Annotated in this window: 22 protein-coding genes; 14 read left to right on the top strand and 8 right to left on the bottom strand. The window is 54.1% G+C overall.

Translation table 11 applies throughout. From position 1 onward, the window contains the following. Positions 1-21: 21 nt before the first annotated feature. Positions 22-492: a thioredoxin-dependent thiol peroxidase gene (bcp, locus tag OGV52_RS20950; RefSeq protein ID WP_003835095.1), complete on the bottom strand. Its 471-nt coding sequence runs from the start codon at positions 490-492 to the stop codon at positions 22-24. Beyond that, positions 492-1,064: a glycine cleavage system transcriptional repressor gene (locus OGV52_RS20955; RefSeq protein ID WP_019077363.1), complete on the bottom strand. Its 573-nt coding sequence runs from the start codon at positions 1,062-1,064 to the stop codon at positions 492-494. Before OGV52_RS20955 ends, bcp begins: the two co-directional genes overlap by 1 nt. Positions 1,065-1,209: 145 nt before the next feature. Between OGV52_RS20955 and dapA the strand changes: the two genes are divergently transcribed. From dapA to ypfH, 6 genes are all read left to right on the top strand, one after another. Beyond that, on the top strand, positions 1,210-2,088 hold the full coding sequence (dapA, locus tag OGV52_RS20960) for a 4-hydroxy-tetrahydrodipicolinate synthase (RefSeq protein ID WP_016153972.1): 879 nt from the start codon (positions 1,210-1,212) through the stop codon (positions 2,086-2,088). Between the two features lie 16 nt (positions 2,089-2,104). Continuing rightward, positions 2,105-3,139, top strand: coding sequence for an outer membrane protein assembly factor BamC (gene bamC / locus OGV52_RS20965; protein WP_016153971.1), 1,035 nt, complete (start codon positions 2,105-2,107; stop codon positions 3,137-3,139). A gap of 111 nt (positions 3,140-3,250) precedes the next feature. Then, positions 3,251-3,964: a phosphoribosylaminoimidazolesuccinocarboxamide synthase gene (purC, locus tag OGV52_RS20970; RefSeq protein ID WP_003835086.1), complete on the top strand. Its 714-nt coding sequence runs from the start codon at positions 3,251-3,253 to the stop codon at positions 3,962-3,964. 128 nt (positions 3,965-4,092) lie between these two features. Continuing rightward, positions 4,093-4,959 carry a KPN_02809 family neutral zinc metallopeptidase gene (ypfJ, locus tag OGV52_RS20975; RefSeq protein WP_016153970.1) on the top strand — a complete coding sequence of 289 codons (867 nt, stop codon included), beginning with the start codon at positions 4,093-4,095 and terminating at the stop codon, positions 4,957-4,959. Between the two features lie 15 nt (positions 4,960-4,974). Continuing rightward, complete coding sequence (locus tag OGV52_RS20980) at positions 4,975-6,990, top strand: tRNA(Met) cytidine acetyltransferase TmcA (RefSeq protein ID WP_049282282.1); 2,016 nt, start codon at positions 4,975-4,977, stop codon at positions 6,988-6,990. Positions 6,991-7,063: 73 nt separating this feature from the next. After that, positions 7,064-7,762, top strand: a complete 699-nt coding sequence (gene ypfH, locus OGV52_RS20985; protein ID WP_016157110.1) for an esterase — start codon at positions 7,064-7,066, stop codon at positions 7,760-7,762. 48 nt (positions 7,763-7,810) lie between these two features. Here ypfH and OGV52_RS20990 read toward each other — a convergent pair whose 3' ends face one another. Genes OGV52_RS20990 through OGV52_RS21000 form a run of 3 tightly spaced genes read right to left on the bottom strand, consistent with a single transcriptional unit; the run spans position 7,811 to position 9,526 of the window. Continuing rightward, positions 7,811-8,011, bottom strand: a complete 201-nt coding sequence (locus OGV52_RS20990) for a YpfN family protein (protein ID WP_003835080.1) — start codon at positions 8,009-8,011, stop codon at positions 7,811-7,813. A gap of 27 nt (positions 8,012-8,038) precedes the next feature. Next, positions 8,039-9,166 (bottom strand): succinyl-diaminopimelate desuccinylase, encoded by a 1,128-nt coding sequence (dapE, locus tag OGV52_RS20995; RefSeq protein ID WP_016153967.1) that lies wholly within the window; start codon positions 9,164-9,166, stop codon positions 8,039-8,041. 3 nt (positions 9,167-9,169) lie between these two features. Beyond that, the gene (locus OGV52_RS21000) at positions 9,170-9,526 is read right to left on the bottom strand and encodes an ArsC family reductase (protein ID WP_016153966.1); all 357 of its coding nucleotides are present in this window, start codon (positions 9,524-9,526) and stop codon (positions 9,170-9,172) included. 390 nt (positions 9,527-9,916) lie between these two features. On the opposite strand from OGV52_RS21000, the gene ypfM reads away from it, so the two are divergent. Then, positions 9,917-9,976 (top strand): protein YpfM, encoded by a 60-nt coding sequence (gene ypfM / locus OGV52_RS21005; RefSeq protein ID WP_001386977.1) that lies wholly within the window; start codon positions 9,917-9,919, stop codon positions 9,974-9,976. A gap of 75 nt (positions 9,977-10,051) precedes the next feature. Here ypfM and acrD read toward each other — a convergent pair whose 3' ends face one another. Both acrD and narQ read right to left on the bottom strand, forming a co-directional pair. Next, positions 10,052-13,165, bottom strand: a complete 3,114-nt coding sequence (gene acrD / locus OGV52_RS21010; RefSeq protein ID WP_047501604.1) for a multidrug efflux RND transporter permease AcrD — start codon at positions 13,163-13,165, stop codon at positions 10,052-10,054. Positions 13,166-13,349: 184 nt separating this feature from the next. Then, entirely contained in the window at positions 13,350-15,047 is a 1,698-nt protein-coding gene (gene narQ, locus OGV52_RS21015; protein ID WP_016157109.1) for a nitrate/nitrite two-component system sensor histidine kinase NarQ, read from the bottom strand. Positions 15,048-15,310: 263 nt separating this feature from the next. On the opposite strand from narQ, the gene aegA reads away from it, so the two are divergent. The 3 genes from aegA to OGV52_RS21030 all read left to right on the top strand — a co-directional run bounded on the left by aegA (position 15,311) and on the right by OGV52_RS21030 (position 19,190). Beyond that, positions 15,311-17,290 carry a formate-dependent uric acid utilization protein AegA gene (gene aegA, locus OGV52_RS21020; protein ID WP_287109112.1) on the top strand — a complete coding sequence of 660 codons (1,980 nt, stop codon included), beginning with the start codon at positions 15,311-15,313 and terminating at the stop codon, positions 17,288-17,290. A 157-nt stretch (positions 17,291-17,447) separates the two neighbouring features. Then, positions 17,448-18,023, top strand: a complete 576-nt coding sequence (nudK, locus tag OGV52_RS21025; protein WP_047501610.1) for a GDP-mannose pyrophosphatase NudK — start codon at positions 17,448-17,450, stop codon at positions 18,021-18,023. 123 nt (positions 18,024-18,146) lie between these two features. Continuing rightward, on the top strand, positions 18,147-19,190 hold the full coding sequence (locus OGV52_RS21030; protein ID WP_141875481.1) for a DUF1176 domain-containing protein: 1,044 nt from the start codon (positions 18,147-18,149) through the stop codon (positions 19,188-19,190). Here the strand turns inward: OGV52_RS21030 and tkt are convergent. Then, on the bottom strand, positions 19,180-21,174 hold the full coding sequence (gene tkt / locus OGV52_RS21035) for a transketolase (RefSeq protein ID WP_047416395.1): 1,995 nt from the start codon (positions 21,172-21,174) through the stop codon (positions 19,180-19,182). The two genes, OGV52_RS21030 and tkt, sit on opposite strands and share 11 nt — an antisense overlap. A gap of 280 nt (positions 21,175-21,454) precedes the next feature. Between tkt and maeB the strand changes: the two genes are divergently transcribed. The 4 genes from maeB (at position 21,455) to eutQ (ending at position 25,404) form a co-directional block, all read left to right on the top strand. Continuing rightward, positions 21,455-23,734 (top strand): NADP-dependent oxaloacetate-decarboxylating malate dehydrogenase, encoded by a 2,280-nt coding sequence (maeB, locus tag OGV52_RS21040; protein ID WP_016153959.1) that lies wholly within the window; start codon positions 21,455-21,457, stop codon positions 23,732-23,734. 160 nt (positions 23,735-23,894) lie between these two features. Further along, positions 23,895-24,230, top strand: a complete 336-nt coding sequence (gene eutS, locus OGV52_RS21045) for an ethanolamine utilization microcompartment protein EutS (protein WP_003037995.1) — start codon at positions 23,895-23,897, stop codon at positions 24,228-24,230. Positions 24,231-24,242: 12 nt separating this feature from the next. Beyond that, a complete protein-coding gene (gene eutP, locus OGV52_RS21050) occupies positions 24,243-24,722 on the top strand; it encodes an ethanolamine utilization acetate kinase EutP (protein WP_016153958.1) in 480 nt (159 codons plus the stop codon). Next, positions 24,700-25,404 (top strand): ethanolamine utilization acetate kinase EutQ, encoded by a 705-nt coding sequence (gene eutQ, locus OGV52_RS21055; protein ID WP_049041588.1) that lies wholly within the window; start codon positions 24,700-24,702, stop codon positions 25,402-25,404. Before eutP ends, eutQ begins: the two co-directional genes overlap by 23 nt. Positions 25,405-25,413: the final 9 nt, after the last annotated feature.

The following is a 25,413-nucleotide window of genomic DNA, read 5'->3' on the forward strand; positions in this document are numbered from 1 at the left end:
CGCTATCCGGCAAAATGTAAATCAGGCGTTCTCTTTCAGCCAGTTCATTACTACGTCGTGGTGGTTGCTGGTTTTGAAGTCATCAAACACATGCTCAATTTTCCCTTCAGCATCAATCAGGAAGCTGATGCGGTGGATGCCATCATAGGTTTTGCCCATAAATGACTTCTCACCCCAGACGCCGAACTGCTCGCAAACCTGGTGATCTTCGTCGGACAGGAGCGTGAAGTTAAGGACTTCTTTCTCCGCGAATCGGGAAAGCTTCTCTGGTTTATCGGTGCTGATTCCCAGCACTTCAACACCTGCTTTTTTTAACTCATCCATGTTATCGCGCAGGCCGCAGGCCTGTACGGTACAGCCGGGTGTCATGGCTTTCGGGTAAAAATAAACCAGAACACGCTGTCCCTGGAAGTCGGTTAAATTTACTTGTTCTCCGTCTTGATCCGGCAAGCTAAATTTCGGTGCGATATCACCGGCTTTCAGTGGGTTCATTACTTAACTCCATCCTGTTCATCATGCTGTGAGTAATTGACGACGTTAATACTGCCTTGCGCATTGAGTTCTGTACAGAGTGCTTTAAACGCATCTTCAATATTTGCCGAATCATGTGACGCAGGACTATGTGCGGTAATTTGAATAAACAGCTGTGCCGCCTTTTCGTTCTCAGCCGGTTGCGTGCGTGAAACCAGTTCCGCAATATTCATTTGGTGGCTGTCAAACAGGGCGGTAAAGCGTTCAATCAAATGCGGAGAATCAGGAACATCGACCTGCACCCATACCGTAGCGGGCATCGCCGGACGGGGGCGTGCGGTCGTGCGCTTCATCACAATCAGTAAATCCAGCTCTGCACCTTTCAACGGCAAGGTTGATTCAATTAGGGTAATGGCATTCCAGGTGCCCGACAGCAACATGATAAACGTGAACTCGTCACCCAGCATGGCCAGTCGGCTGTCTTCGATATTACAGCCGCAACTGCTGACATGACGTGTGATGGTGTTCACAATTCCCGGGCGGTCAGCACCCAGCGCAGTAATGACCAGATAGTGTTGCGATGACGATGTCAAACCTGTTCTTCCTTTGAGCGGTGGGGTAATCATAAGGAAAGCATAAAAAAAACATGCATACAACAATCAGAACGGCTCTGGTCGCTTGCTTTTATTGTCGTACCAAACGTACCATTGAGACACTTGTTTGCACAGAGGATGGCCCATGTTCACGGGAAGTATTGTCGCGCTTGTTACGCCGATGGATGAGAAAGGTAAAGTCTGCCGGTCGAGCCTGAAAAAACTGATTGATTATCATGTCGCCAGCGGCACTTCGGCGATCGTTTCGGTTGGCACCACCGGTGAGTCTGCCACCCTGAGTCATGATGAACATGGCGATGTGGTGATGATGACCCTGGAGCTGGCCGACGGGCGTATTCCGGTGATTGCCGGAACCGGCGCTAATGCGACCGCGGAAGCCATTAGTCTGACGCAGCGTTTCAACGACAGTGGTGTTGTCGGCTGCCTGACGGTGACGCCTTACTACAACCGCCCAACCCAGGAAGGTTTGTTCCAGCATTTCAAAGCCATCGCTGAACATACTGACCTGCCGCAAATTCTGTATAATGTACCGTCCCGTACCGGCTGCGATATGTTGCCGGAAACCGTTGGTCGCCTGGCGAAAGTAAAAAATATTATCGCTATTAAAGAGGCCACGGGGAACTTAAGTCGCGTTCACCAGATCAAAGAGCTGGTTTCAGACGACTTTATTCTGCTCAGCGGTGATGACGCGACCGGACTGGATTTTATGCAGCTCGGTGGTCATGGCGTGATTTCCGTGACGTCTAACGTTGCGGCACGCGATATGGCCGAAATGTGCAAACTGGCGGCAGCCGGGAACTTTGCCGAGGCGCGGGTGATTAACCAGCGTCTGATGCCGTTACACAACAAACTATTTGTCGAACCCAATCCTATCCCAGTGAAATGGGCGTGTAAGGAGTTGGGACTTGTGGCGACCGATACGCTACGTCTGCCGATGACGCCAATCACGGATAATGCTCGTGAAATCGTCAAAGCGGCGCTTAAGCATGCCGGTTTGCTGTAAAGTTTAGGGAGATTTGATGGCTTACTCAGTACAAAAGTCGCGCCTGGCCAAGGTTGCGGGTGTTTCGCTTGTTATGTTGCTCGCGGCCTGTAGTTCTGACTCGCGTTATAAGCGCCAGGTGAGCGGTGATGAATCCTATCTGGAGGCCGCACCGCTTGCTGAGCTTCACGCTCCAGCTGGGATGATTCTGCCGGTTATGTCGGGTGACTATAATATCCCGGTCACCAACGGCAGCGGTGCCGTTGGTAAAGCGCTGGACATTCGCCCGCCGGCTCAGCCGTTAGCATTAGTCACCGGTGCTCGCACTCAGATCGCGGGTGATACGTCGACATTGCTGGTGGAAAATGGTCGTGGCAACACGCTGTGGCCACAGGTCGTTAGCGTCATTCAGTCTAAAAACTACACGATCACCAAACGTGATGATGCCAGCCAGACGTTGACCACCGACTGGGTTAACTGGAACCGTCTGGATGAAGACGAGCAGTACCGTGGACGTTATCAAATCTCGGTTAAACCGCAGGGCTATCAGCAAGCGGTAACGGTGAAACTGATTAACCTCGAGCAGGCGGGTAAACCCGTAGCTGATCCAGCATCAATGCAGCGTTACAGCGCTGAGATGATGAACGTTATCTCCGCAGGTCTGGATAAGAACGCCACTGATGCCGCGAATGCCGCGCAGAACCGCTCTGCCGCCACCATGGATGTTCAAAGTGCTGCCGATGACACCGGTTTACCGATGCTGGTGGTACGTGGACCGTTCAACGTGGTATGGCAGCGTCTGCCGGCAGCGCTTGAGAAAGTGGGGATGAAAGTGACCGACAGCACCCGTTCTCAGGGCAGCATCGCCGTGACCTACAAACCACTGTCTGATAGCAACTGGCAGGAGCTGGGCGCAAGCGATCCGGGTCTGGTATCCGGCGACTATAAACTGCAGGTCGGTGATTTAGACAACCGCAGTAGCTTGCAGTTTATCGATCCGAAGGGGCATACCCTGACGCAAAGCCAGAACGACGCGCTGGTCGCCGTCTTCCAGGCAGCGTTCAGTAAGTAAAAATAAAGGGCTGGATAACTCCAGCCCTTTTTTTCTGATATGATACGCAAACGTGTGCGTCGGCAGAAAAACGCAATATTTATCGTTAATTCACACCCAGGAGTAATAAAGATGCAAAAGCAAGCTGAGTTGTATCGTGGTAAAGCGAAGACCGTATACAGCACGGAAAACCCGGACCTGTTGGTGCTCGAATTCCGCAATGATACGTCAGCAGGGGATGGCGCGCGCATTGAACAGTTTGATCGTAAAGGCATGGTGAACAACAAGTTCAACCATTTCATTATGACTAAACTGCAAGAAGCGGGCATTCCTACCCAGATGGAGCGACTGCTTTCCGATACTGAATGTCTGGTGAAAAAACTGGAGATGGTACCGGTTGAATGTGTGGTTCGTAACCGCGCAGCAGGCTCCCTGGTTAAGCGTTTAGGCGTTGAGGAAGGTATTGAACTGAATCCGCCGCTGTTTGATCTGTTCCTGAAAAACGATGCTATGCACGATCCAATGATTAACGATTCCTATTGCGAAACTTTTGGTTGGGTGAGCAAAGAGAATCTGGCGCGTATGAAAGAGCTGACCTACAAAGCCAACGACGTGCTGAAAAAGATGTTTGATGATGCCGGTCTGATTCTGGTCGACTTCAAACTTGAATTTGGTTTGTATAAAGGTGAAGTGGTCCTGGGCGATGAGTTCTCACCGGACGGCAGCCGTCTGTGGGACAAAGAAACGCTGGATAAAATGGACAAAGATCGCTTCCGCCAGAGCCTGGGCGGCCTGATCGAAGCCTATGAAGCCGTCGCGCATCGTCTGGGTGTGAAGTTAGACTAATCCTCCCCTGAGCCGGCGATCGCTCTCCGGCTCATCAATCCCGCCGATTTTGATTACTGTTTCTTATGGTAATCCTGTTCCGAACCGCCTACGATCATCATCATAATGAATAAAAAGTTGAGGTGATTATGCGCTGGCAAGGGCGTCGTGAAAGTGACAATGTGGAAGACAGACGAAATAGCTCCGGTGGCGGCCCTTCTATAGGCGGCCCTGGTTTTCGTTTGCCCAGTGGTAAAGGCGGCATCATCCTGCTGATTGTGGTGCTGGTGGCGGGATATTATGGCGTGGATCTCACCGGATTAATGACCGGCCAGCCAGTTTCCCAACAGCAATCATCACACTCCATCAGTCCAAATGATGATGAAGCAGCAAAATTTACCTCGGTGATTCTGGCCACCACGGAAGATACCTGGGGGCAGCAGTTTGAAAAAATGGGTCGGACCTACCAACAGCCGAAGCTGGTAATGTATCGCGGAGCGACGCGTACCGGCTGTGGCGCAGGTCAGTCGGTGATGGGGCCGTTTTACTGCCCGGCGGATGGTACGGTGTATATCGACCTCTCATTTTATGATGACATGAAAAACAAGCTGGGCGCCGATGGCGATTTTGCTCAGGGCTATGTTATCGCCCATGAAGTGGGTCACCACGTGCAGAAACTGCTGGGTATTGAACCGAAAGTTCGCCAGATGCAGCAGAATGCCTCACAGGCTGAGGTAAACCGTCTTTCCGTACGTATGGAACTGCAGGCGGACTGCTTTGCCGGCGTCTGGGGCAACAGTATGCAGCAGCAGGGCGTGCTGGAGTCCGGCGACCTGGCAGAAGCGCTGAATGCCGCTCAGGCCATTGGCGACGATCGCCTGCAGCAGCAGGGACAAGGACGCGTTGTGCCGGACAGCTTTACCCACGGCACTTCTGAGCAGCGGCTTAGCTGGTTCAAACGCGGTTTTGACAGCGGCGATCCGGGACAATGTAATACTTTTGGTAAAGGCATTTAAGCTACTGAGGCAGGGATGTCTGATAATACGGCGCTGAGCGCGTTAACCGAACAGATGGCCCACGAAGGGATCCGTCGTCTGCTGATTATCAGTGGCGAGGGGAACTGGTGTCAGGAGCGGGCATTAGCGCTACGCGACACGTTACCCGGCGACTGGTTATGGGTGGGCGCCCCCGCCCCTGCTGAGCCAAACTGTACGCCACAGGCGCTGCAAACGTTATTAGGCCGCGAGTTTCGTCATGCGGTTTTTGACGCCGGGCAGGGATTTGACGCTGCGGCGTTTGCCGCCTTAAGCGGAACGCTGATCGCCGGGAGCTGGCTGGTTTTGCTGACTCCCCCCTGGCATACCTGGCACACGCATCCGGACGTGGATTCACTGCGCTGGAGCGACTGTGCTGAACCTATCCCAACGCCGCACTTTGTTGAACATGTCAAACGGGTGATTTCCCGTGACGGACAGGCTCTGCACTGGCAGCAGCATCACGCAGTTTCCAGCCCGTGTTTTCCTGTTCGTGCAGTCTGGCACGCGGCAACCGGTGACCCTCAGCCTGAACAGGCGATGATTTTAACCCAGTTGCTGGATATGCCTCCCGGCGTGGCTGCGGTCACAGCTGCACGTGGCCGGGGCAAATCGGCTCTGGCAGGGCAACTGATAGCACGTATCAACGGGACCGCGATTGTCACCGCGCCTGCTAAAGCGGCAACGGATGTGCTGGCGCAATTTGCCGCAGAGGGTTACCGCTTTATGGCCCCGGATGCGCTGTTAAGCAGTTCTGCAACCGCAGACTGGCTGGTTGTGGATGAAGCCGCCGCGATCCCCGCGCCGCTGCTGCACCAACTGGTTGCGCGTTTCCCTCGTACGCTGTTAACCACCACCGTACAGGGCTATGAGGGAACTGGCAGAGGCTTTTTGTTGAAATTCTGCGCCCGCTTTCCCCATCTTCGACGCTATGAGTTGCAACAACCCGTGCGCTGGGCGCAGGGATGTCCGCTGGAGAAAATCGTCAGCGATGTGCTGGTGTTTGACGACGAAACCTTTACGCATGCCCCCTTAGGGGAGCTTAACTTCTCGGCATTTGATCAACTCTCATGGCAGACAAACCCGGCGCTGCCGTTAGCGGTATATCAGCTACTTTCCGGTGCGCATTATCGCACCTCGCCACTGGATCTGCGGCGAATGATGGACGCGCCGGGTCAGCATTTTCTTCAGGCTTCGGCTGCTGACTCGGTGGCGGGTGCTGTCTGGCTGGTCGACGAGGGGGGATTATCCGCAGAATTAAGCCAGGCCGTCTGGGCCGGATATCGCCGACCAAGAGGAAATCTGGTTGCGCAGTCACTGGCGGCGCACGGCGGAGACCCATTGGCAGCGACGCTCGTCGGGCGGCGGGTCAGTCGAATTGCGGTTCATCCCGCACGTCAAAGAGAAGGTATTGGGCAACAGCTGATTCTGCAGGCCCGGCACTATTGCACGCAGTGCGACTATCTGTCCGTCAGCTTTGGTTATACGGCTGAATTATGGCGTTTCTGGCAGCGTTGCGGTTTTGTCCTGGTACGGATGGGCAATCATCGGGAAGCCAGCAGCGGCTGTTATACCGCTATGGCGGTGCTGCCCATCAGCGAAGCGGGGAAATGCCTTGCCTGGCGGGCGCACCAGCGCCTGCGACGGGATGCGGAGATTCTTGCGCAGTGGAACGCAGAGCGCATTCCGCTGGTACCACTGAAAGAGACTACGCTTAATGAGGATGACTGGGGTGAGCTGGCTGGGTTTGCCTTCGCGCATCGACCATTACTGACATCATTAGGTTGTCTGAGTCGTTTGCTTGAGCGCAGCGAGTTACCTCTTCCGGCATTGCGCGGGCGTATACAGGCTCAACGCAGCGATGCTGAATTGTGCCAACAGTTGAAAATATCGGGTCGCAAAGCGCTGTTGGCAGTTCAGCGCGCCGAGGCGGCGCAGGCCTTAAAACAGCTGGATGCTGAGCGTGAACAACGGCTACATAATCGCATTATGCAATGGCAATTTTTTCACTAACTTCTTCAATTTCCTGGCATGGTCATTGCGGTTAAGCGGCGTAGAATGATTCTCATCAGTTAAGGAGATCGCCATGAAACATGACCATTTTGTTGTTCAAAGTCCCGATAAACCCGCTCAACAGCTCTTGTTGCTGTTTCATGGCGTCGGCGATAACCCGGTTGCCATGGGCGAAATTGGCTCCTGGTTTGCGCCGCTGTTTCCGGATGCGCTAATCGTCAGCATTGGCGGGGCAGAGCCTTATGGTACGACTTCCGGGCGTCAGTGGTTTTCGGTACAGGGGATAACGGAAGAGAACCGCCAGGCGCGTATTGACGCGATTATGCCGGTCTTTATCGAAACCGTTCGCTACTGGCAGAAGCAAAGCGGCGTTTCGCCTCAGGCGACCGCGCTGATTGGTTTTTCTCAGGGCTCGATTATGTCGCTTGAGAGTATTAAAGCCGAGCCTGGGCTGGCGTCGCGGGTCATCGCCTTTAATGGTCGCTATGCCACGTTGCCGGAGGTTGCAACCACCGCGACGACGGTGCATTTGATTCACGGCGGTGAAGACCGGGTGATTGAGTTATCTCATGCCGTTGCCGCGCAGGAGGCGTTAATACGCGCCGGTGGGGATGTGACGCTGGATATCGTCGAAAATCTGGGGCACGCCATTGATGAACGCAGTATGCAGTTTGCGCTCGACCACCTGCGTTTTACCGTACCGAAGCACTACTTTGATGAAGCGCTGAGCGGCGGTAAGCCTCACGATGATGATGTGATTGAGATGATTTAACCCGCAGGCCGGATGGCGATGTGAAACCGCCATTCGGCCTACGTTGGCTTATTTCTTCGGTTGATCCTTGTTTGGCCAATCGTCGTCGTCATCCCATTTATCGTTAAAATCACGATGCGGGGGAAGCTCCGGCTTATTGGCAAGAAATTTCTTGTGGTCGACGCGCTTGAGATCTTTAATCACGTTCAGCAATACGCCTACCAGAAACACCAACACTAGAATCCACCAGTATTTTGCCAGCCAGTCCATGCTCATTTCCTCTTACAGGAACACTCATCAGGCGACGAGTTGCTCCATGATACGTTGATACATACGGGCAAGCAGCTGCAGGTCGGCGGCATTAACACATTCATTAATTTTATGAATGGTCGCGTTGACCGGCCCCAGTTCTACTACCTGTGCCCCCATGCGGGCAATAAAACGCCCGTCGGACGTCCCGCCTGTAGTCAGTAACTGCGGTTTAATCTCATTATAGTGCTCAATGGCGTTCACCACCGCATCCACCAGTTTACCGCGTGCGGTCAGGAACGGCTGACCGGAAAGCCACCAGTCGACGGTATAACGCAACTGATGTTTCTCCAGCAGTTCCAGCACCCGGGACTTAATCATTTCATCGTTTAATTCGGTGCTGAAACGGAAGTTGAACTGGATAAACAGTTCGCCGGGAATAACATTGTTGCTGCCGGTTCCTGCCTGAATATTGGCAATCTGCATGCTGGTCGCCGGGAAGAATTCGTTGCCCTGATCCCACTCAATCGCCACCAGTTCATTAAGCATTGGCGCCGCGCGGTGTACCGGGTTATCGGCCAGATGCGGGTAGGCTACGTGGCCCTGCACGCCGTGAATGGTCAGATTGCAGGTCAGTGAACCACGACGCCCATTTTTCACCACGTCACCAACGATTTCCGTGCTGGACGGCTCGCCAACCAGACAATAATCCAGTCGTTCATTGCGTGCCATAAGTGCTTCAACCACTTTTACGGTGCCGTTTTGGGCGCTGGCCTCTTCGTCAGAGGTTATCAAAAACGCCAGACGACCCTGATGGTTCGGATGCTGGGCGACAAAACGTTCTGCGGCCACGACCATTGCCGCCAGTGAGCCTTTCATATCGGCTGCGCCACGCCCGAACAACATGCCATCGCGAATAGTCGGTTCGAACGGTGGATTAATCCAACGATCGACATCGCCGACAGGCACTACGTCAGTGTGACCGGCAAATGCCAGAGTCTCACCTTTGCCGCGCCATGCCCAAAAATTCTGTGTGTCACCAAAATCCATACGCTCAACGGTAAAACCTACCGCGCGCAGGCGTTCAATCATTAACGCCTGGCACCCGGCATCATCCGGGCTCAGGGAAGGACGGCGAATAAGCTGCTGTGTCAGCTCAATAACCGGGCACGACATAGACTATACCTCATTAAAAAACTGCGTATAACTGGATTCACTAAAGCCAAGCAGCATAGGCTTACCCGGCGCGCAGAGCAATGGGCGTTTGATAATTGCAGGCATTTCAATCATCAATGCAGCAGCAGAGGACGCATCGGTGATTTGGTTACGTGTGGCTTCATCCAGTTTGCGCCAGGTGGTTCCACGTGTATTGAGCAGCGCCTCCCAACCTAATTCGCTGATAAAGGCGTGTAATAACGCGTTGTCCAGGCCGTCGACGCGATAATCATGGAAGCGGTAGTCGACCCCATTGTCTTCCAGCCAGCGTCTGGCTTTTTTAATCGTATCGCAATTCTTAATGCCGTAGAGGGTGATCATTTGAATCCTTATTGACGTAATTTGAATATTTATTCTCGTGTTCTATAAACATGAATAATACATATTGTCATCGAACCGTTATAGAAAAATATAACATTGTTGTTGAATGGTGAATAATGATTCCTGAAAGTTCCAAAATTCACGGGGAACTGAAAATCAGATTTTGCCTGTTTGCATCAGCCTGTTTTTCCATCAGAATTGCCAAAGTCGTAGATGATGTATGAATATTTCAAAATATTGCAGTAAGTCACATAAAATTTATGGGGTTAGCGCATAGTGATTACATATACCCCCGAACACATGGAGGATGTAATCGCAACCATTGGTTAAATGATCTTCTTTTTATGATGATGATTTCGTAGAATGCCCATAATAATAAGAGAGGTTGTTATGATTGAACGTGAACTGGGGAACTGGAAAGACTTTATCGAAGTGATGCTTCGTAAATAATTTTCTGGAAGAAATTCATATCCTGCAAAGGATAATAAAAGGCGACTCAACGTAAGTCGCCTTTTTTGTGTCCGATTATTCTGGGCGTGGCTTCAACGGGAAACGTCTGCGTACCAGCACAAAGAACAGAGGAACGAAGTAAATCGCAAGGACTGTGGCTGAAATCATCCCGCCCATTACGCCAGTCCCTACCGCATGCTGACCGCCGGAACCTGCGCCACTGCTGATGGTCATCGGCAACACCCCAAAGATAAACGCCAGTGACGTCATCAGAATTGGGCGTAAGCGTTGGCGACAGGCATGCAGCGTGGCGTCGAGCAAGTCGTGACCTTTCTCGTTCATCTCATTGGCGAATTCAACAATCAATATTGCGTTCTTCGCCGAAAGCCCGATAACGGTGAGTAACCCGACCTGAAAGTACACGTCGTTTTCCAGGCCGCGCATCCAGGTAGCGAGCAGCGCGCCAATGACCCCCAGCGGTACAACCAGCATGACGGAGAAGGGAACCGACCAGCTTTCGTACAACGCCGCCAGACACAGGAACACCACCAGCAAAGAAATGGCGTACAGGGCTGGCGCCTGAGAGCCCGACAGCCGTTCCTGGTAAGACATCGCGGTCCATTCGAGTCCGAATCCGGTCGGCAACTGGTGGACCAGCGATTCCATAATGTCCATCGCCGTACCGGTACTGACGCCTGGGGCGGCTTCGCCAACAATCTCGACGGCGGAGTAGCCGTTATAGCGTTCCAGACGCGGTGAACCCGTTTCCCAGCGCGACGTGGCAAAGGCCGAGAAAGGCACCATGCCGCCGCTATTATTGCGGACGTACCACAGATTGATGTCGTCCGGGAGCATGCGATATTTTGCCGCCGCCTGCACGTAAACCTTCTTCACGCGACCCCGGTCCATAAAGTCATTGACGTAGCTGGAGCCCCAGGCCGTTTGCAAGGTGTCGTTGATGTCATCAATGGAAACGCCCAGTGCCTGGGCTTTGCGCTGATCGATATCAATTTGCAACTGCGGGCTGTCGTCCAGACCATTATGACGAACACGGGTCAGAGACGCGTCTTTCCCGGCCAGCTCAATCAGCTTGTCGCGCGCGGCCATTAACGCATCATGGCCCGCACCGGCGTGATCTTGCAGCTCCATATCGAAACCGGCAGAGCTCCCGAGACCGCTAATCGCCGGAGGGCTGCTGGCGAAGACGCGGGCTTCTTTAATCTTATTAAAGGCTTTAGTCGCGCGCTCGATGATGGCGAAAGAGGTTCCGGTGGTGGTGTCACGATCATCCCAGTCTTTTAAGCGGACAAACATCCGCGCCACGTTTTGACCGTTCCCGCCAGGGCCAGAACCGACCGTGGAAAAGACCGACGTAATGTTGTCTTTCTCATGGGTGAAGTAATACTTCTCCACTTCCTCAACTACTTTCAATGTTTGCTGCTGGGTCGAGCCGCTGGGCAACTGTATCGAGGTGGTAAACATGCCGCGGTCTTCGAGCGGCAGGAAGGAGGTTGGCAGGCGCAGGAACAGGAAAACCATACCGCCGAGCAGCAGGCCGTAAATCAGTATCCAGCGCAGGCTGCGGTGCAGGATCCTGGCGACGCCTTTTTCGTAGCGTTCGGCGTTGCGGTTAAACATCCGGTTAAACCAGCCAAAGAAACCGGTTTGCCCGTGATGCTCGCCTTTATGTAGCGGTTTGAGCAGAGTGGCGCACAGGGCAGGGGTGAGGATCATCGCCACCAGAACTGAAAGAACCATTGCGGAGACGATGGTAATCGAGAACTGGCGGTAAATAGCCCCGGTAGTGCCGCCGAAGAAGGCCATCGGGATAAACACCGCCGACAGCACCATGGCGATACCGACCAGCGCGCCCTGGATTTGCCCCATCGATTTCCGCGTCGCTTCCCGCGGCGAGAGGCCTTCCTCACTCATAATACGCTCGACGTTTTCCACCACCACAATGGCATCATCGACCAGCAAGCCGATCGCCAGCACCATCGCAAACATCGTCAGGGTGTTAACGCTGTAGCCAAAGGCGTAGAGCACGGAAAAAGTACCCATCAGGACGACGGGAACGGCGATTGTAGGAATCAGCGTGGCGCGGAAGTTTTGCAGGAACAGGTACATGACAAGGAATACCAGCGCGATCGCTTCCAGCAGTGTTTTCACCACGTCGATGATTGAGGCTTTGACAAAGGAGGTAGTTTCATACGCCACCTTGTATTCCAGCCCGTGCGGAAAATACTGTGAGAGCTCGTTCAGGCGGTCGATAACCAGCTCCGCCGTTGCCATTTCATTGGCGCCGGAGGCCAGTTTTACCCCCAGACCGGAAGCCGGGTGGCCGTTGAAGCGGCTGAGATAGTCATACTTTTCCGCACCCATTTCGACCATCGCCACATCACCCAGTTTAACTTCTGAGCCGTCCTGATTGACGCGTAGTGTAATCGCGCGAAATTCATCCGGAGTCTGTAGCAGCGACTGGGCGTTGATCGTCGCATTCAGCGCTTGTTTGTCCACCGAAGGCGTGCCGCCAAGTTGCCCGACGGCAATCTGCGCATTTTGTGACTCGATAGCATCGGTCACATCTTTGGCGGTCATCTGGAAGCTGTTAAGTTTGACCGGGTCGAGCCAGATACGCATGGAATATTGTGAACCGTAGGCGTCAATATCGCCCACGCCGTTTATACGACTGAGCGGATCCTGGATATTACTGGCGACGTAGTCGGCGATGTCCTGCTTATCCATTGAGCCATCGGTGGAGACGAAGGCGATGGTCAGAATATTGGTGTCCCCGGTCTTGCGCACCGTGACCCCTTGATTCTGTACCGCCTGCGGCAGCTTACGCATTGCCGATTGCAGCTGGTTTTGCACCTGCTGGACGGCTTCATCAGGATCGGTTCCCGCGAGGAAGCTCAGCGTAACTGACGCCTGGCCTGTCCCGCTGCTCTGCGACGACATGTACATCAGATTATCGAGACCAGTCATGTTCTGCTCGATAACCTGGGTGACGGTATTTTCCAGGGTTTGTGCGGACGCGCCAGGGTAGTTCGCGGTTACCCGCACATTTGGCGGTGCCAGATCGGGATATTGCTCAACGGGCAGCGAAAAAATAGCCAGGGCTCCTGTCAGGCACAACAGGATTGCTAACACCCAGGCAAAAATGGGGCGATCGATGAAAAAATTCGCCATTAAAAGGGGACCTCGTGTTTCTGCGTATCGTTATGGGTGTGAATTGCTTCACTTTAGCGGCAAGGTACGGGGCAAACGTGGAGAAAAAAAGAAGATAATGTAAATTATCATGCCCGTTTACAGCATACCTTTCGTGCCAACGCCGTCAGGCCTGGATCGAGAACCGACGGCGCTTTGCGGTTCTTTACGTTAGCTCACCGTCGGATTCTGCCGAACGAAAACTGATGCTCACCAGCGTTCCCCCTCCGGAGGGTTGAGAGAAAGTCAGCGTGCCGCTCAGCCTTTCCGCCCGCTCGCGCATAATATTTAATCCATAGTGCCCCGAAGGCTCATGCGGCTCGCCAATGCCGATGCCGTTATCGCGAATATAAACCGTGTGATTACCATCCGGCGCGGTCACGCAACTGACGGCAATTTCGGTTGCGCTGGCATGTTTAATCGCGTTCAGCACCGCTTCACGGACGATCTGCAGCAGATGCACCTGCATTTGCGCGTCCAGCGCCAGGGTCGGTAACCGGCAATCAAGCGTCAGTTTAGCCGATGTCTGATTTTGCAGCGTTTCCAGCATTTCATGCAGGGCGGAGGGGAGATCGGCCTGCTGTAAAGTCAGGCGGAAGGTGGTGAGCAGTTCGCGTAGCTGGCGGTAGGCATCGTTCAGCGCCTGAGAGAAATCCGCCATAATGCTTTGCGCCGGGGCGTTATCTTCGGGAATCGAACGCTTCAGCAGCGTGAGCTGAATGCGTAAATAAGAGAGCACTTGCGCCAGCGAGTCGTGCAGCTCGCGCGCAATCGTCGCCCGTTCCTCCATTAACAACAGCTGCTGAAAATGTTTTTGCGCCTGGTTGAAGTACAACCCGCGACCGAGCATCGAGGAGACGCTGTTAAGCAACGGGGTAGAAGCATTGACGTTCGGGCTTTGCCAGTGCAGTTCACCGTAGACGGTTTCCTGCATGGTGACCGGCAGGATCTGCATCGGCAGCTCGGGGCTTTTTGCGCCTTCGCTAATTCGCCAGTTATCTCCGACGGTGAGTTCCAGGAAATAGGCGGCGTCATGCTCGCGGACGATCTGTAAAATATGGCGGAAGCAGTACACATCAATCTGACTGGTATTTAACGCCTGAGAGCACTGATACAACACTTCCAGACGACGATTAGCTTCGTGGAGATCGTGGGTCTTCTCAGCGACAGACGCTTCCAGCGAGCGGTACAGCTTGTGTAATTCACTCGACATCTGGCTGAAGGTCTTGCCCAACAACCCGAGTTCGTTGGGCAAATCAGTATCCAGCGACGGGATGTCAAACTGACCGTGTTCAATGTGCTGGCTGGCCACCACCAGCTTATTCAGCGGACGCACCACCTGCTGGCGAATACGCCGCAAGGTAAAGAAAACGAGGGTGAATATGCCGATCCCGCCCGCCAGTGAAATACCAAAAACCAGCATCACTTTGCGTTCAGCATAATGTTGCAGCGCCAGCACGAAGAGATCGATTTGATCGACATAGTTATTGATATTGCTCTGGTACCAATTTAAATCGCCATCGATCAGACGGGCGTTCATTTCCAGCCAGTTTGCATGTAGACGCCCATAGCGACTTTTTACCGCTTGAGGCACATACCACGCGTTCAGGTTCTGTAGTGCTGGCGAGTTTAGCGCCTGCTGGAAAAGCTGGCGGTGAGCGTTAAGCTGCGGACTTTGGCTTTGCAGATCGTAACCCAGACGGTAACTTTGCATGCGCAATGAGCCAGCCACGTTGATGGCTTCGGCATCTCGTAAGCTGCTGGTCAGCGTGAGCAGCGCAATACCCGTTGAGAGAATCGACAACAGCACTATGTAGAAAAAAGCTTTAGCCAGACTGGCCGAGACCGGACGCTTTACCGTCACTTGTACATCCTCACACAATACACGTCGCGCCTTAAAACAGCCCGAACGATGCGGTGTATTTGATAAATGTTAATAAAACGCCATGAAACTGGATGGTAACTGAAACGCAATTTCATATGCGATGAAATAAATTGATCTGCCACAGGTTCTGGATAAATAGTTGTGCTTCCTGGGCAAATGAACATTGCCGCTTCCTTCCGTGTCGGTTAATAACAACACTCATATAAAGAATAAGGTTTTTGCAACCAAAAAAGAAGGAAGCCATGAATCGTTTTATTATGGTTAATAGCCAGCAGTGCCTGGGATGCCATGCCTGTGAGGTCGCCTGCGTCATGGCTCACAATGGCGAGCAGCATGTCCTGAGTCAACGGCATTTCCAGCCCCGAATTACCGTCATCAAGCATCAGCAGCAGCGCAGTGCGGTAACCTGCCATCACTGTGAAGATGCGCCCTGCGCCAGAAGTTGCCCGAACGGGGCAATCAGCCATGATAACGACAGCGTTCAGGTGAACCCGAAAAAGTGTATTGGCTGTAAATCGTGCGTCGTTGCTTGTCCTTTCGGCACGATGCAGATCGTACTCACTCCTGTCGCTAAAGGGAAGGTGAAAGCCACTGCGCACAAATGCGATTTGTGTCAGGGACGCGAACAGGGACCCGCCTGCGTAGAGAACTGTCCGGCGCAGGCGTTACAACTGGTGACGGAAAATTCGCTTACTGGTCTGTCAAAAGCGCGCAGGCTACGCACCGCCAGTCTGGAAAGCCAGCCCTGGCATGCCAACGCCACCGATTTCGTTTCGCATGCAATTACCAAACGTGAGCAAATGCAGGCGACGCCTGCGCGTGGTGAGCCGGATAAGCTGGCAATTGAGGTCCGTAAAACCAGCTTTGAGGAGATCTATCTGCCGTTTCGTACGGCGCAAGCGGAACGGGAAGCGTCCCGCTGCCTGAAATGCGGCGACCACAGTATTTGCGAATGGACCTGCCCATTGCATAACCATATTCCGCAGTGGATTGAACTGGTCAAAGCCGGGAATATCGACGCGGCGGTTGAGCTTTCTCACCAGACCAACTGCCTGCCGGAAGTGACCGGGCGCGTATGTCCGCAGGACCGACTTTGCGAAGGGGCATGCACGGTGCGTAGCGAGCATGGGGCGGTCACTATCGGAAATATTGAGCGTTACATCTCTGATCGGGCCCTGAGCAAAGGATGGCGACCGGACTTAAGCCACGTGCAGAAAGTGGATAAGCGCGTTGCTATCATCGGCGCGGGTCCGGCGGGTCTGGCCTGCGCGGATGTGCTGGCGCGCAGCGGAGTCAGCGCCACCGTATACGATCGCCACCCTGAAATCGGCGGTTTGCTGACGTTCGGCATTCCGGCCTTCAAGCTGGACAAATCGCTGCTGGCCCGCCGCCGTGAAATCTTCAGCGCCATGGGTATTCATTTCGAACTTAACTGTGAAGTGGGTAAGGATGTGGCGCTGTCGGCGCTGCTGGAGGATTACGATGCCGTATTCGTGGGCGTAGGGACCTATCGTTCCATGAAGGCGGATCTGCCGAATGAAGACGCGCCTGGCGTTTATGACGCGTTACCGTTCCTGATTGCCAACACCAAGCAGGTGATGGGGCTGGATGAACTGCCTGAAGAGCCGTTCATCGATACCGCCGGACTGAACGTGGTTGTACTGGGCGGAGGCGATACGGCGATGGACTGCGTGCGTACCGCGCTGCGTCATGGCGCACGCCAGGTGACCTGCGCTTATCGTCGTGATGAAGCCAACATGCCCGGTTCGAAAAAAGAGGTGAAGAACGCCCGGGAAGAGGGGGCTAACTTCGAGTTTAACGTCCAGCCGGTTGAGCTGGTGTTACATGATGATGGGCGAGTCAGCGGCGTGCGTTTTTTACGTACCCAGCTTGGCGAGCCGGACGCGCAGGGGCGTCGTCGCCCGGTTCCCCTCGCCGGGAGTGAGTTTGTCATGCCCGCAGATGCGGTGATCATGGCGTTTGGTTTTCACCCACATGGCATGCCGTGGCTGGAGACGCATGGGGTTAAGGTCGATAACTGGGGGCGCATTGCCGCCAATGTTGAAAGCGCATACCGTTATCAAACCAGTAACCCGAAAATCTTCGCCGGTGGCGACGCGGTACGCGGTGCGGATCTGGTGGTTACGGCCATGGCGGAAGGACGGCATGCCGCCCAGGGGATCGTCGACTGGCTGGGCGTAAAATCAGTCAAATCTCACTAAGTCGCTAAGAAGGCCGGATAAGGCGCGCAAGCGTTGCTATCCGGTTCTGTGCCGCATAATTGCCTGATGGCGCTTCGCTTATCAGGCCGACATTGCACCAAGACAAACCCGGTTTCACGGCGTAGTATTATTTCTCACTTCTTGCTGTGGAGCCGGTATGTCGCAAAAAATTACCCTCATCAAAGATAAAGTCCTTTCCGATAACTACTTCATCCTGCGCAATATCACCTATGACCTGACCCGTAGCAATGGAGAGGTGATTCGTCACAAACGCGAGGTTTACGATCGCGGCAACGGCGCCACTATCCTGCTGTATAACCCGGAGAAGAAAACGGTGGTGCTCATCCGCCAGTTTCGCGTCGCCACCTGGGTCAATGGTAATGAAAACGGTCAACTGATTGAAACCTGCGCCGGGCTGCTGGATAACGACGAACCGGAAGCGTGCATTCGGAAAGAGGCCATTGAAGAGACCGGCTTTGAAGTGGGGGAAGTGCGTAAGCTGTTTGAGCTCTATATGTCGCCGGGCGGCGTGACGGAGATAATTCATTTCTTTATTGCACAATACAGCGACAGCCAGCGGGCAAATGCGGGCGGAGGGGTGGAAGATGAAGATATTGAGGTTCTGGAGCTGCCGTTCACCCAGGCGCTGGAAATGATTAAAACGGGTGAAATCCGTGACGGTAAGACGGTGCTATTGCTGAACTATTTGCAGTCGTCGCATCTCATGGACTAATGCGCGGGATTTATATTTCTTTACAAATTTTCGGCCAATCCGACGATTCTTATTGAGCCACATCAGTCGCGCAAGGAAGATACCGCTTAGGCTGTGTGTTTTGACTTCGGGGTTGTACCGTCCATGCGCTATCGCGTTATTTTACTTTTCCTGCTCGGGTTGTTACCCGTCCGTTTGCTGTGGGCCGCGCCCGCGCAACAGACGTTTTCTGACTGGCAGGTGACGTGCAATAACCAAAACTTTTGCGTGGCGCGCAATACCGGAGAACATCACGGCCTGGTCATGACCTTGAGCCGCAGTGCCGGGGCACATACCGACGCCGTGTTGCGTATTGAACTGGGTGGGCTGGAATCGCCTACAGCCAAAGAGAGCGATATTGCGCCACGTCTGCTACTGGATGGCGCGTCGCTCCCGCTTCGCGGCGAACACTGGCGTATTACCCCCTGGCAACTGATGACCGATGATCCGGCCACCATCAGCGCATTTTTAACAACCGTACAGGACGCGAAGGCGATAACCCTGCAAAAAGGGGCGCAAAACCTGTCCCTGGTCGGGCTAAAAGCCGCGCTGCTTTTTATCGACGCCCAGCAAAAACGGGTCGGCAGCGAAACCGCATGGATCGAAAAAGGCGACGAGCCTCCGCTCAGCGTTCCTCCCGCTCCCGCTTTAAAAGGCGTGGCTGTGATTAACCCAACGCCAACGCCTCTCACGCAACAAGAGCGCAGTGAATTGCTGGATTACGGTAACTGGCGGATCAACGGTATTCGCTGTTCGATCGATCCGCTGCGTCGCGAGATGCGCGTCACGGCCTTAACGGATGATAAAGCGCTGCTGATGATCGGCTGTGAAGCCGGGGCATATAACACCATCGATCTGGCGTGGGTGGTTTCACGTACTACCCCGTTGACGTCACGGGCGGTACGGCTAAGCCTGCCTTTTAAAACGGATGCGGAAAGCCGCGATATGGAGCTGACCAACGCCACGTTTGATGAGAAGTCGCGCGAGCTGGTAACCCTCGCTAAAGGACGAGGGTTGGCAGATTGCGGTATCCAGACTCGCTGGCGCTACGACGGTCAGCGTTTTCGTCTGGTGCGCTATGCCCAAGAGCCAAGCTGCGATAACTGGCATGGGCCAGATGCCTGGCCCACGCTGTGGATCACACGTTAAGCACCTTATGCGCTTTGTCGACAATGTTATCCACCGTAAAGCCGAAGAACGGGAACAGCTTGTCTGCCGGAGCCGACTCCCCATAACCCGTCATACCGACAATCGCCCCTTTCAGCCCAACATATTTGTACCAGTAGTCGGCAATTCCTGCTTCTACCGCCACGCGCGCGCTGACGTTTGAGGGGAGGACCGATTCCCGATACGCTTCATCCTGGGCGTCGAAGATATCGGTTGAGGGTAGAGAAACCACCCGCACGTTACGACCTTCACCGGTCAGTTTTTCCGCCGCCAGCAGTGTGATTTCCATTTCTGAACCGGTAGCAATCAGGATAACATCCGGCTTACCGCCGCCATCCTTCAGCACATAGCCGCCGCGGGCAATCTGCTGCACTTGCTCAGGCGTCCGCTCAACCTGCGCCAGATTTTGCCGCGAGAGGATCAGCGCCGTTGGCCCGTCATGGCGTTCGACCGCCAGCTTCCAGCCTACCGCCGCTTCAACCTGATCGCAGGGTCGCCAGGTGCTGAAATTAGGCGTCAGACGCAGGCTGGCGAGCTGTTCGACGGCCTGGTGCGTGGGACCATCTTCCCCAAGGCCAATCGAGTCGTGGGTATAAACCATGATTTGTCGGGCTTTCATCAGCGCCGCCATGCGTGCGGCATTACGGGCATATTCGACAAACATCAGGAACGTTGCGGTGTACGGTACGAAGCCCCCGTGGTGAGCGATACCGTTGGCAATCGCGGTCATGCCAAATTCCCGCACGCCGTAGTGGATGTAGTTTCCTGCATGATCCTCTTTAAGAGAAGTGGAGCCTTTCCAGATGGTCAGGTTGCTGGGCGCCAGATCCGCCGAACCGCCAAGCAGCTCAGGCAGTATCGGCCCGTAAGCGTTCAGGGTATTTTGCGAGGCCTTACGGGTGGCGATTTTGGCCGGATTGGCCTGCAGCTCGGTGATATATTTCTGGGTCGTTTCTTCCCACTCTTCCGGCAGTCCACCGCTCATCCGGCGGGTAAACTCTGCCGCCAGATCCGGATGCGCATGTCGATAAGCGGCGAATTTCTCATTCCAGCTCTGTTGGGCTTTCTCGCCTTTTTCACGAGCGTCCCACGCCCGGTAAATCTCTTTGGGGATTTCAAAGGCAGGATGATGCCACCCCAACTTCTGTCGGGTCAGCGCCACTTCTTCTTCACCCAGCGCAGCGCCGTGCGCTTCCTCTTTCCCGGCTTTATTCGGTGAACCAAAACCAATCACCGTGCGGCAGATAATCAGCGACGGTTTATCGGTAACGGCCTTTGCTTCCTGAATCGCTTTTTTCACCGCCTCAGGGTCATGGCCGTCAATCTCGTGCACTACATGCCAGTGATAGGCCTCAAAGCGTTTCGCGGTATCGTCGGTAAACCAGCCGTCGGTTTCGCCATCAATTGAGATGCCGTTGTGATCGTAAAAGCCGATGAGTTTGCCAAGTCCCAGGGTGCCCGCCAGCGAGCACACTTCGTGAGAAATGCCCTCCATCAGACAGCCGTCGCCCATAAAGACCCAGGTATAGTGATTAACAATCTCGTGGTCTGGCTGGTTAAACTGCGCCGCCAGCGTGCGTTCTGCAATCGCCATTCCGACAGCGTTGGCTAAACCCTGACCCAACGGTCCGGTGGTGGTCTCCACGCCCGGCGTATAGCCAATTTCCGGGTGTCCTGGCGTCTTCGAATGGAGCTGGCGGAAGTTCTTTAACTCTTCGAGCGGCAGGTTGTAGCCGGAAAGATGCAACAGGCTGTAAAGCAGCATTGAGGCGTGGCCATTGGATAAAATAAACCGGTCACGATCGTACCAGGTGGGATCGGACGGGTTATGGCGCAGGAAATCGTTCCACAGTACTTCGGCGATATCGGCCATCCCCATTGGTGCTCCAGGGTGGCCGGAGTTAGCTTTTTGGACGGCATCCATACTTAGCGCACGAATGGCATTGGCAAGCTCTTTACGGGTCATAGGAAATACTCCTTGAAAAGTAAAGTGTTAGATGCGTGTTGTGATTCACACTTTTGAGATAATTGCGGGCGTTGTCAGCAAAAAGCATAGCAGACAAGCATGGTATTGCTGGCTTAAGCAGGTAACATAGATGTTATAAATTGATAACAAATTCTTTCTTTGAATGGTGAGAGTATGGGGACCTTCAAAGTTTGTGCCGTTGACTGAGGTGATAATGTGCGGCTCAGTAGAATGGTTACCCGCGCCACTTTTTTGATAGATACGTGAAAGGAACAACAAGATGGATGACCAGTTAAAACAAAGCGCCCTCGATTTCCACGAATTTCCGGTACCCGGTAAAATCCAGGTTTCTCCGACCAAGCCTCTGGCAACCCAGCGCGACCTCGCGTTGGCCTACTCGCCGGGCGTGGCTGCACCGTGTCTTGAAATTGAAAAGGACCCGCTGGCAGCCTACAAATACACCGCACGCGGCAACCTGGTTGCGGTTATTTCCAACGGTACTGCGGTTCTGGGCCTGGGTAATATTGGCGCGCTGGCCGGTAAACCGGTGATGGAAGGTAAAGGCGTTCTGTTTAAGAAATTCGCCGGGATTGACGTGTTCGACATCGAAGTTGATGAACTCGATCCGGATAAATTTATCAACGTGGTAGCGGCGCTTGAACCAACGTTTGGTGGCATTAACCTCGAAGATATCAAAGCGCCGGAGTGCTTCTACATTGAGCAAAAACTCCGTGAGCGCATGAATATTCCGGTATTCCACGATGACCAGCACGGTACGGCAATCATCAGTACTGCCGCAATTCTTAACGGTCTGCGGGTGGTTGAGAAAAATATCTCTGATGTGCGCATGGTGGTGTCCGGTGCAGGTGCGGCGGCGATTGCCTGTATGAACCTGCTGGTGGCGCTGGGTATGCAGAAACACAACATTGTGGTCTGCGACTCCAAAGGGGTGATTTACAAAGATCGTGAACCAAACATGGCGGAAACCAAAGCGGCTTACGCAGTGGTGGATGACGGTAAGCGTACGCTGGATGATGTCATTGACGGCGCAGACATTTTCCTCGGTTGCTCTGGTCCGAAAGTGCTGACGCAGGAAATGGTTAAGAAGATGGCGCGTGCGCCAATGATCCTGGCCCTCGCCAACCCGGAACCGGAAATCCTGCCGCCGCTGGCGAAAGAGGTGCGTTCTGACGCCATCATTTGCACCGGCCGTTCCGACTACCCGAACCAGGTTAACAACGTTCTGTGCTTCCCGTTCATCTTCCGCGGCGCGCTGGACGTCGGCGCTACTGCCATCAACGAAGAGATGAAACTGGCCGCGGTACACGCCATTGCTGAGCTGGCGCACGCCGAGCAGAGCGAAGTGGTGGCCTCCGCCTATGGTGACCAGGACCTGAGCTTCGGGCCGGAATACATCATTCCGAAACCGTTCGACCCGCGTCTGATCGTCAAAATCGCCCCTGCGGTGGCGAAGGCGGCGATGGATTCCGGTGTGGCAACGCGTCCGATTGCCGACTTTGATGCTTACATCGATAAGCTGACCGAATTCGTCTACAAAACCAACCTGTTCATGAAACCGATTTTCTCTCTGGCACGCAAAGCGCCGAAGCGCGTGGTGCTGACTGAAGGGGAAGAGGCGCGTGTACTGCATGCCACGCAGGAGCTGATCACTTTAGGTCTGGCGAAACCGATCCTGATCGGTCGTCCGAGCGTTATCGAAATGCGTATCCAGAAACTGGGTCTGCAGATCAAAGCAGGCGTCGATTTTGAGATCGTCAACAATGAATCCGATCCGCGCTTTAAGGAGTACTGGAGCGAGTACTACCAGATTATGAAACGTCGTGGTATTACCCAGGAGCAGGCGCAGCGTGCGGTAATTGCCAACACCACGGTGATCGGCGCGATCATGGTGCAGCGCGGCGAAGCGGATGCGATGATCTGCGGTACGATAGGCGACTACCATGAGCACTTCAGCGTGGTGAAAGAGGTGTTTGGTCACCGCGATGGCGTGCATACTGCCGGGGCGATGAACGCCTTGCTGCTGCCAAGCGGTAACACCTTTATCGCCGATACCTACGTTAACGACGATCCTACGCCGGAGCAACTGGCGGAAATCGCCGTGATGGCGGCAGAAACCGTGCGTCGCTTTGGTATCGAACCGAAGGTAGCGCTGCTGTCGCACTCCAACTTTGGCTCATCTAACTGTCCGTCGGCCAGCAAAATGCGCGAAGCGCTGGAGCTGATTAAGGCGCGTGCGCCAGAGTTGATGATTGATGGCGAAATGCACGGCGATGCCGCGCTGGTGGAAAGCATCCGTCATGACCGCATGCCGGACAGTCCGCTGAAAGGCTCAGCGAATATTCTGGTGATGCCGAATATGGAAGCTGCCCGTATTAGTTACAACTTACTACGCGTTTCCAGCTCTGAAGGCGTAACGGTCGGCCCGGTGCTGATGGGGGTTGCGAAACCGGTTCACGTATTAACGCCGATCGCTTCTGTTCGTCGTATCGTTAATATGGTGGCGCTGGCGGTCGTAGAAGCCCAAACTCAGCCGCTGTAATTTCACTTTAATTTATTTCCGGCGCGGGTTTCTCCCGCGCCTTTTTATTTCCCCTTTCTTAGTGATCCACTTCACCTTTTAAACATGGTTGCCGAATTTTGTTATTTACTCTGACAAAAAATTGCCACGATGAGGGCAGTTTTAGCGGAGGCGGTGAGCAATGGAAAAAGAACGCATTATTCAGGAATTTGTGCCGGGGAAACAGGTTACGCTGGCGCATCTCATTGCGCACCCTGGTGAGGAACTGGCGAAAAAGATCGGCGTTCCCGAAGCGGGCGCTATCGGCATCATGACGCTGACGCCAGGCGAAACCGCGATGATTGCCGGTGACTTAGCTATGAAGGCGGCAGATGTACATATCGGCTTTCTCGATCGATTCAGCGGTGCGCTGGTCATCTACGGCTCGGTAGGCGCGGTAGAAGAAGCGTTATTACAGACGGTAAGCGGTCTGGGTCGGTTATTAAATTTCACTTTGTGCAACCTGACAAAAAGTTAATCAGAGGCGGCGATGAAACGTATTGCGTTTGTCGGTACGGTGGGGGCGGGGAAAACAACGCTCTTTAATGCGCTACAGGGAAATTATTCCCTCGCCAGAAAAACACAGGCCGTGGAGTTTAATGAAAATGGCGATATCGACACGCCAGGAGAATATTTTAGCCATCCGCGCTGGTATCACGCCTTAATTACCACGCTGCAGGATGTTGATACGTTGATTTATATACACGCGGCAAATGATAAAGAAAGTCGCTTACCTGCCGGGCTGTTGGATATCGGCGCCAGTAAACGACAAATCGCCGTTATCAGCAAAACGGACATGCCGGATGCCGACGTCGCCGCAACGCGACAACTACTTCGCGGGATAGGGTTCCAGGAGCCGATTTTCGAACTCAACAGCCATGACCCGCGCAGCGTGCAGCACCTGGTGGATTATCTGACTGAGCTCAGCCAAAAGGAGGAAAGGGCAGGTGAAAAAACTCATCACAGCTAACGATATTCGTGCGGCCCACGCACGCGGCGAACAGGAAATGTCGGTTGTTCTGCGCGCCAGCATCATCACCCCGGAGGCGCGCGAAGTTGCGGAGCTGCTGGGCGTCACCATCAGTGAATGCGATGAATCCGCGCCAACCGCTGCTGCTGTCGCACCAGCTGCGGTGGATGATGGCAAAACGGAAAGCCAGCGCATTCGCGAAACCATCATTGCGCAGTTACCGGAAGGGCAGTTTACCGAAAGCCTGGTCGCCCAACTGATGGACAAAGTCATGAAGGAGAAACAGTCGCTGGAGCAGGGCGGAATGCAGCCGAGCTTTAACTCGGTGACCGGCAAAGGCGGCGTCAAAGTCATCGACGGCAGCAGCGTGAAGTTTGGTCGTTTTGACGGCGCACAGCCGCACTGCGTGGGTTTAACCGATCTGGTGACCGACCAGGACGGTAGCAGCATGGCCGCCGGGTTCATGCAGTGGGATAACGCTTTTTTCCCATGGACGCTGAACTACGACGAAATCGACATGATTCTGGAAGGCGAGCTGCACGTTCGCCACGAAGGCGAAACCATGATTGCTAAAGCCGGGGACGTGATGTTTATCCCGAAAGGCTCCAGCATCGAATTTGGTACGCCATCGACGGTGAAATTTCTGTATGTGGCCTGGCCTGCGAACTGGCAGTCCTGCTAAGGCGGATGT

It is taken from the genome of Citrobacter sp. Cb041 (assembly GCF_030336655.1).
Taxonomy (GTDB): domain Bacteria; phylum Pseudomonadota; class Gammaproteobacteria; order Enterobacterales; family Enterobacteriaceae; genus Citrobacter; species Citrobacter braakii.

What these genes read in the sequence shown, in the direction of transcription:
- ypfJ (WP_016153970.1), top strand. Translation starts at nt 4,093, where the DNA reads ATGCGCTGGCAAGGGCGTCGTGAAAGTGACAATGTGGAAGACAGACGA.
- nudK (WP_047501610.1), top strand. Translation starts at nt 17,448, where the DNA reads ATGTCGCAAAAAATTACCCTCATCAAAGATAAAGTCCTTTCCGATAAC.
- bamC (WP_016153971.1), top strand. Translation starts at nt 2,105, where the DNA reads ATGGCTTACTCAGTACAAAAGTCGCGCCTGGCCAAGGTTGCGGGTGTT.
- bcp (WP_003835095.1), bottom strand. Translation starts at nt 492, where the DNA reads ATGAACCCACTGAAAGCCGGTGATATCGCACCGAAATTTAGCTTGCCG.
- OGV52_RS20990 (WP_003835080.1), bottom strand. Translation starts at nt 8,011, where the DNA reads ATGGACTGGCTGGCAAAATACTGGTGGATTCTAGTGTTGGTGTTTCTG.
- eutS (WP_003037995.1), top strand. Translation starts at nt 23,895, where the DNA reads ATGGAAAAAGAACGCATTATTCAGGAATTTGTGCCGGGGAAACAGGTT.
- OGV52_RS20980 (WP_049282282.1), top strand. Translation starts at nt 4,975, where the DNA reads ATGTCTGATAATACGGCGCTGAGCGCGTTAACCGAACAGATGGCCCAC.
- acrD (WP_047501604.1), bottom strand. Translation starts at nt 13,165, where the DNA reads ATGGCGAATTTTTTCATCGATCGCCCCATTTTTGCCTGGGTGTTAGCA.
- dapE (WP_016153967.1), bottom strand. Translation starts at nt 9,166, where the DNA reads ATGTCGTGCCCGGTTATTGAGCTGACACAGCAGCTTATTCGCCGTCCT.
- OGV52_RS21000 (WP_016153966.1), bottom strand. Translation starts at nt 9,526, where the DNA reads ATGATCACCCTCTACGGCATTAAGAATTGCGATACGATTAAAAAAGCC.
- aegA (WP_287109112.1), top strand. Translation starts at nt 15,311, where the DNA reads ATGAATCGTTTTATTATGGTTAATAGCCAGCAGTGCCTGGGATGCCAT.
- ypfH (WP_016157110.1), top strand. Translation starts at nt 7,064, where the DNA reads ATGAAACATGACCATTTTGTTGTTCAAAGTCCCGATAAACCCGCTCAA.
- purC (WP_003835086.1), top strand. Translation starts at nt 3,251, where the DNA reads ATGCAAAAGCAAGCTGAGTTGTATCGTGGTAAAGCGAAGACCGTATAC.
- maeB (WP_016153959.1), top strand. Translation starts at nt 21,455, where the DNA reads ATGGATGACCAGTTAAAACAAAGCGCCCTCGATTTCCACGAATTTCCG.
- eutP (WP_016153958.1), top strand. Translation starts at nt 24,243, where the DNA reads ATGAAACGTATTGCGTTTGTCGGTACGGTGGGGGCGGGGAAAACAACG.
- tkt (WP_047416395.1), bottom strand. Translation starts at nt 21,174, where the DNA reads ATGACCCGTAAAGAGCTTGCCAATGCCATTCGTGCGCTAAGTATGGAT.
- OGV52_RS21030 (WP_141875481.1), top strand. Translation starts at nt 18,147, where the DNA reads ATGCGCTATCGCGTTATTTTACTTTTCCTGCTCGGGTTGTTACCCGTC.
- dapA (WP_016153972.1), top strand. Translation starts at nt 1,210, where the DNA reads ATGTTCACGGGAAGTATTGTCGCGCTTGTTACGCCGATGGATGAGAAA.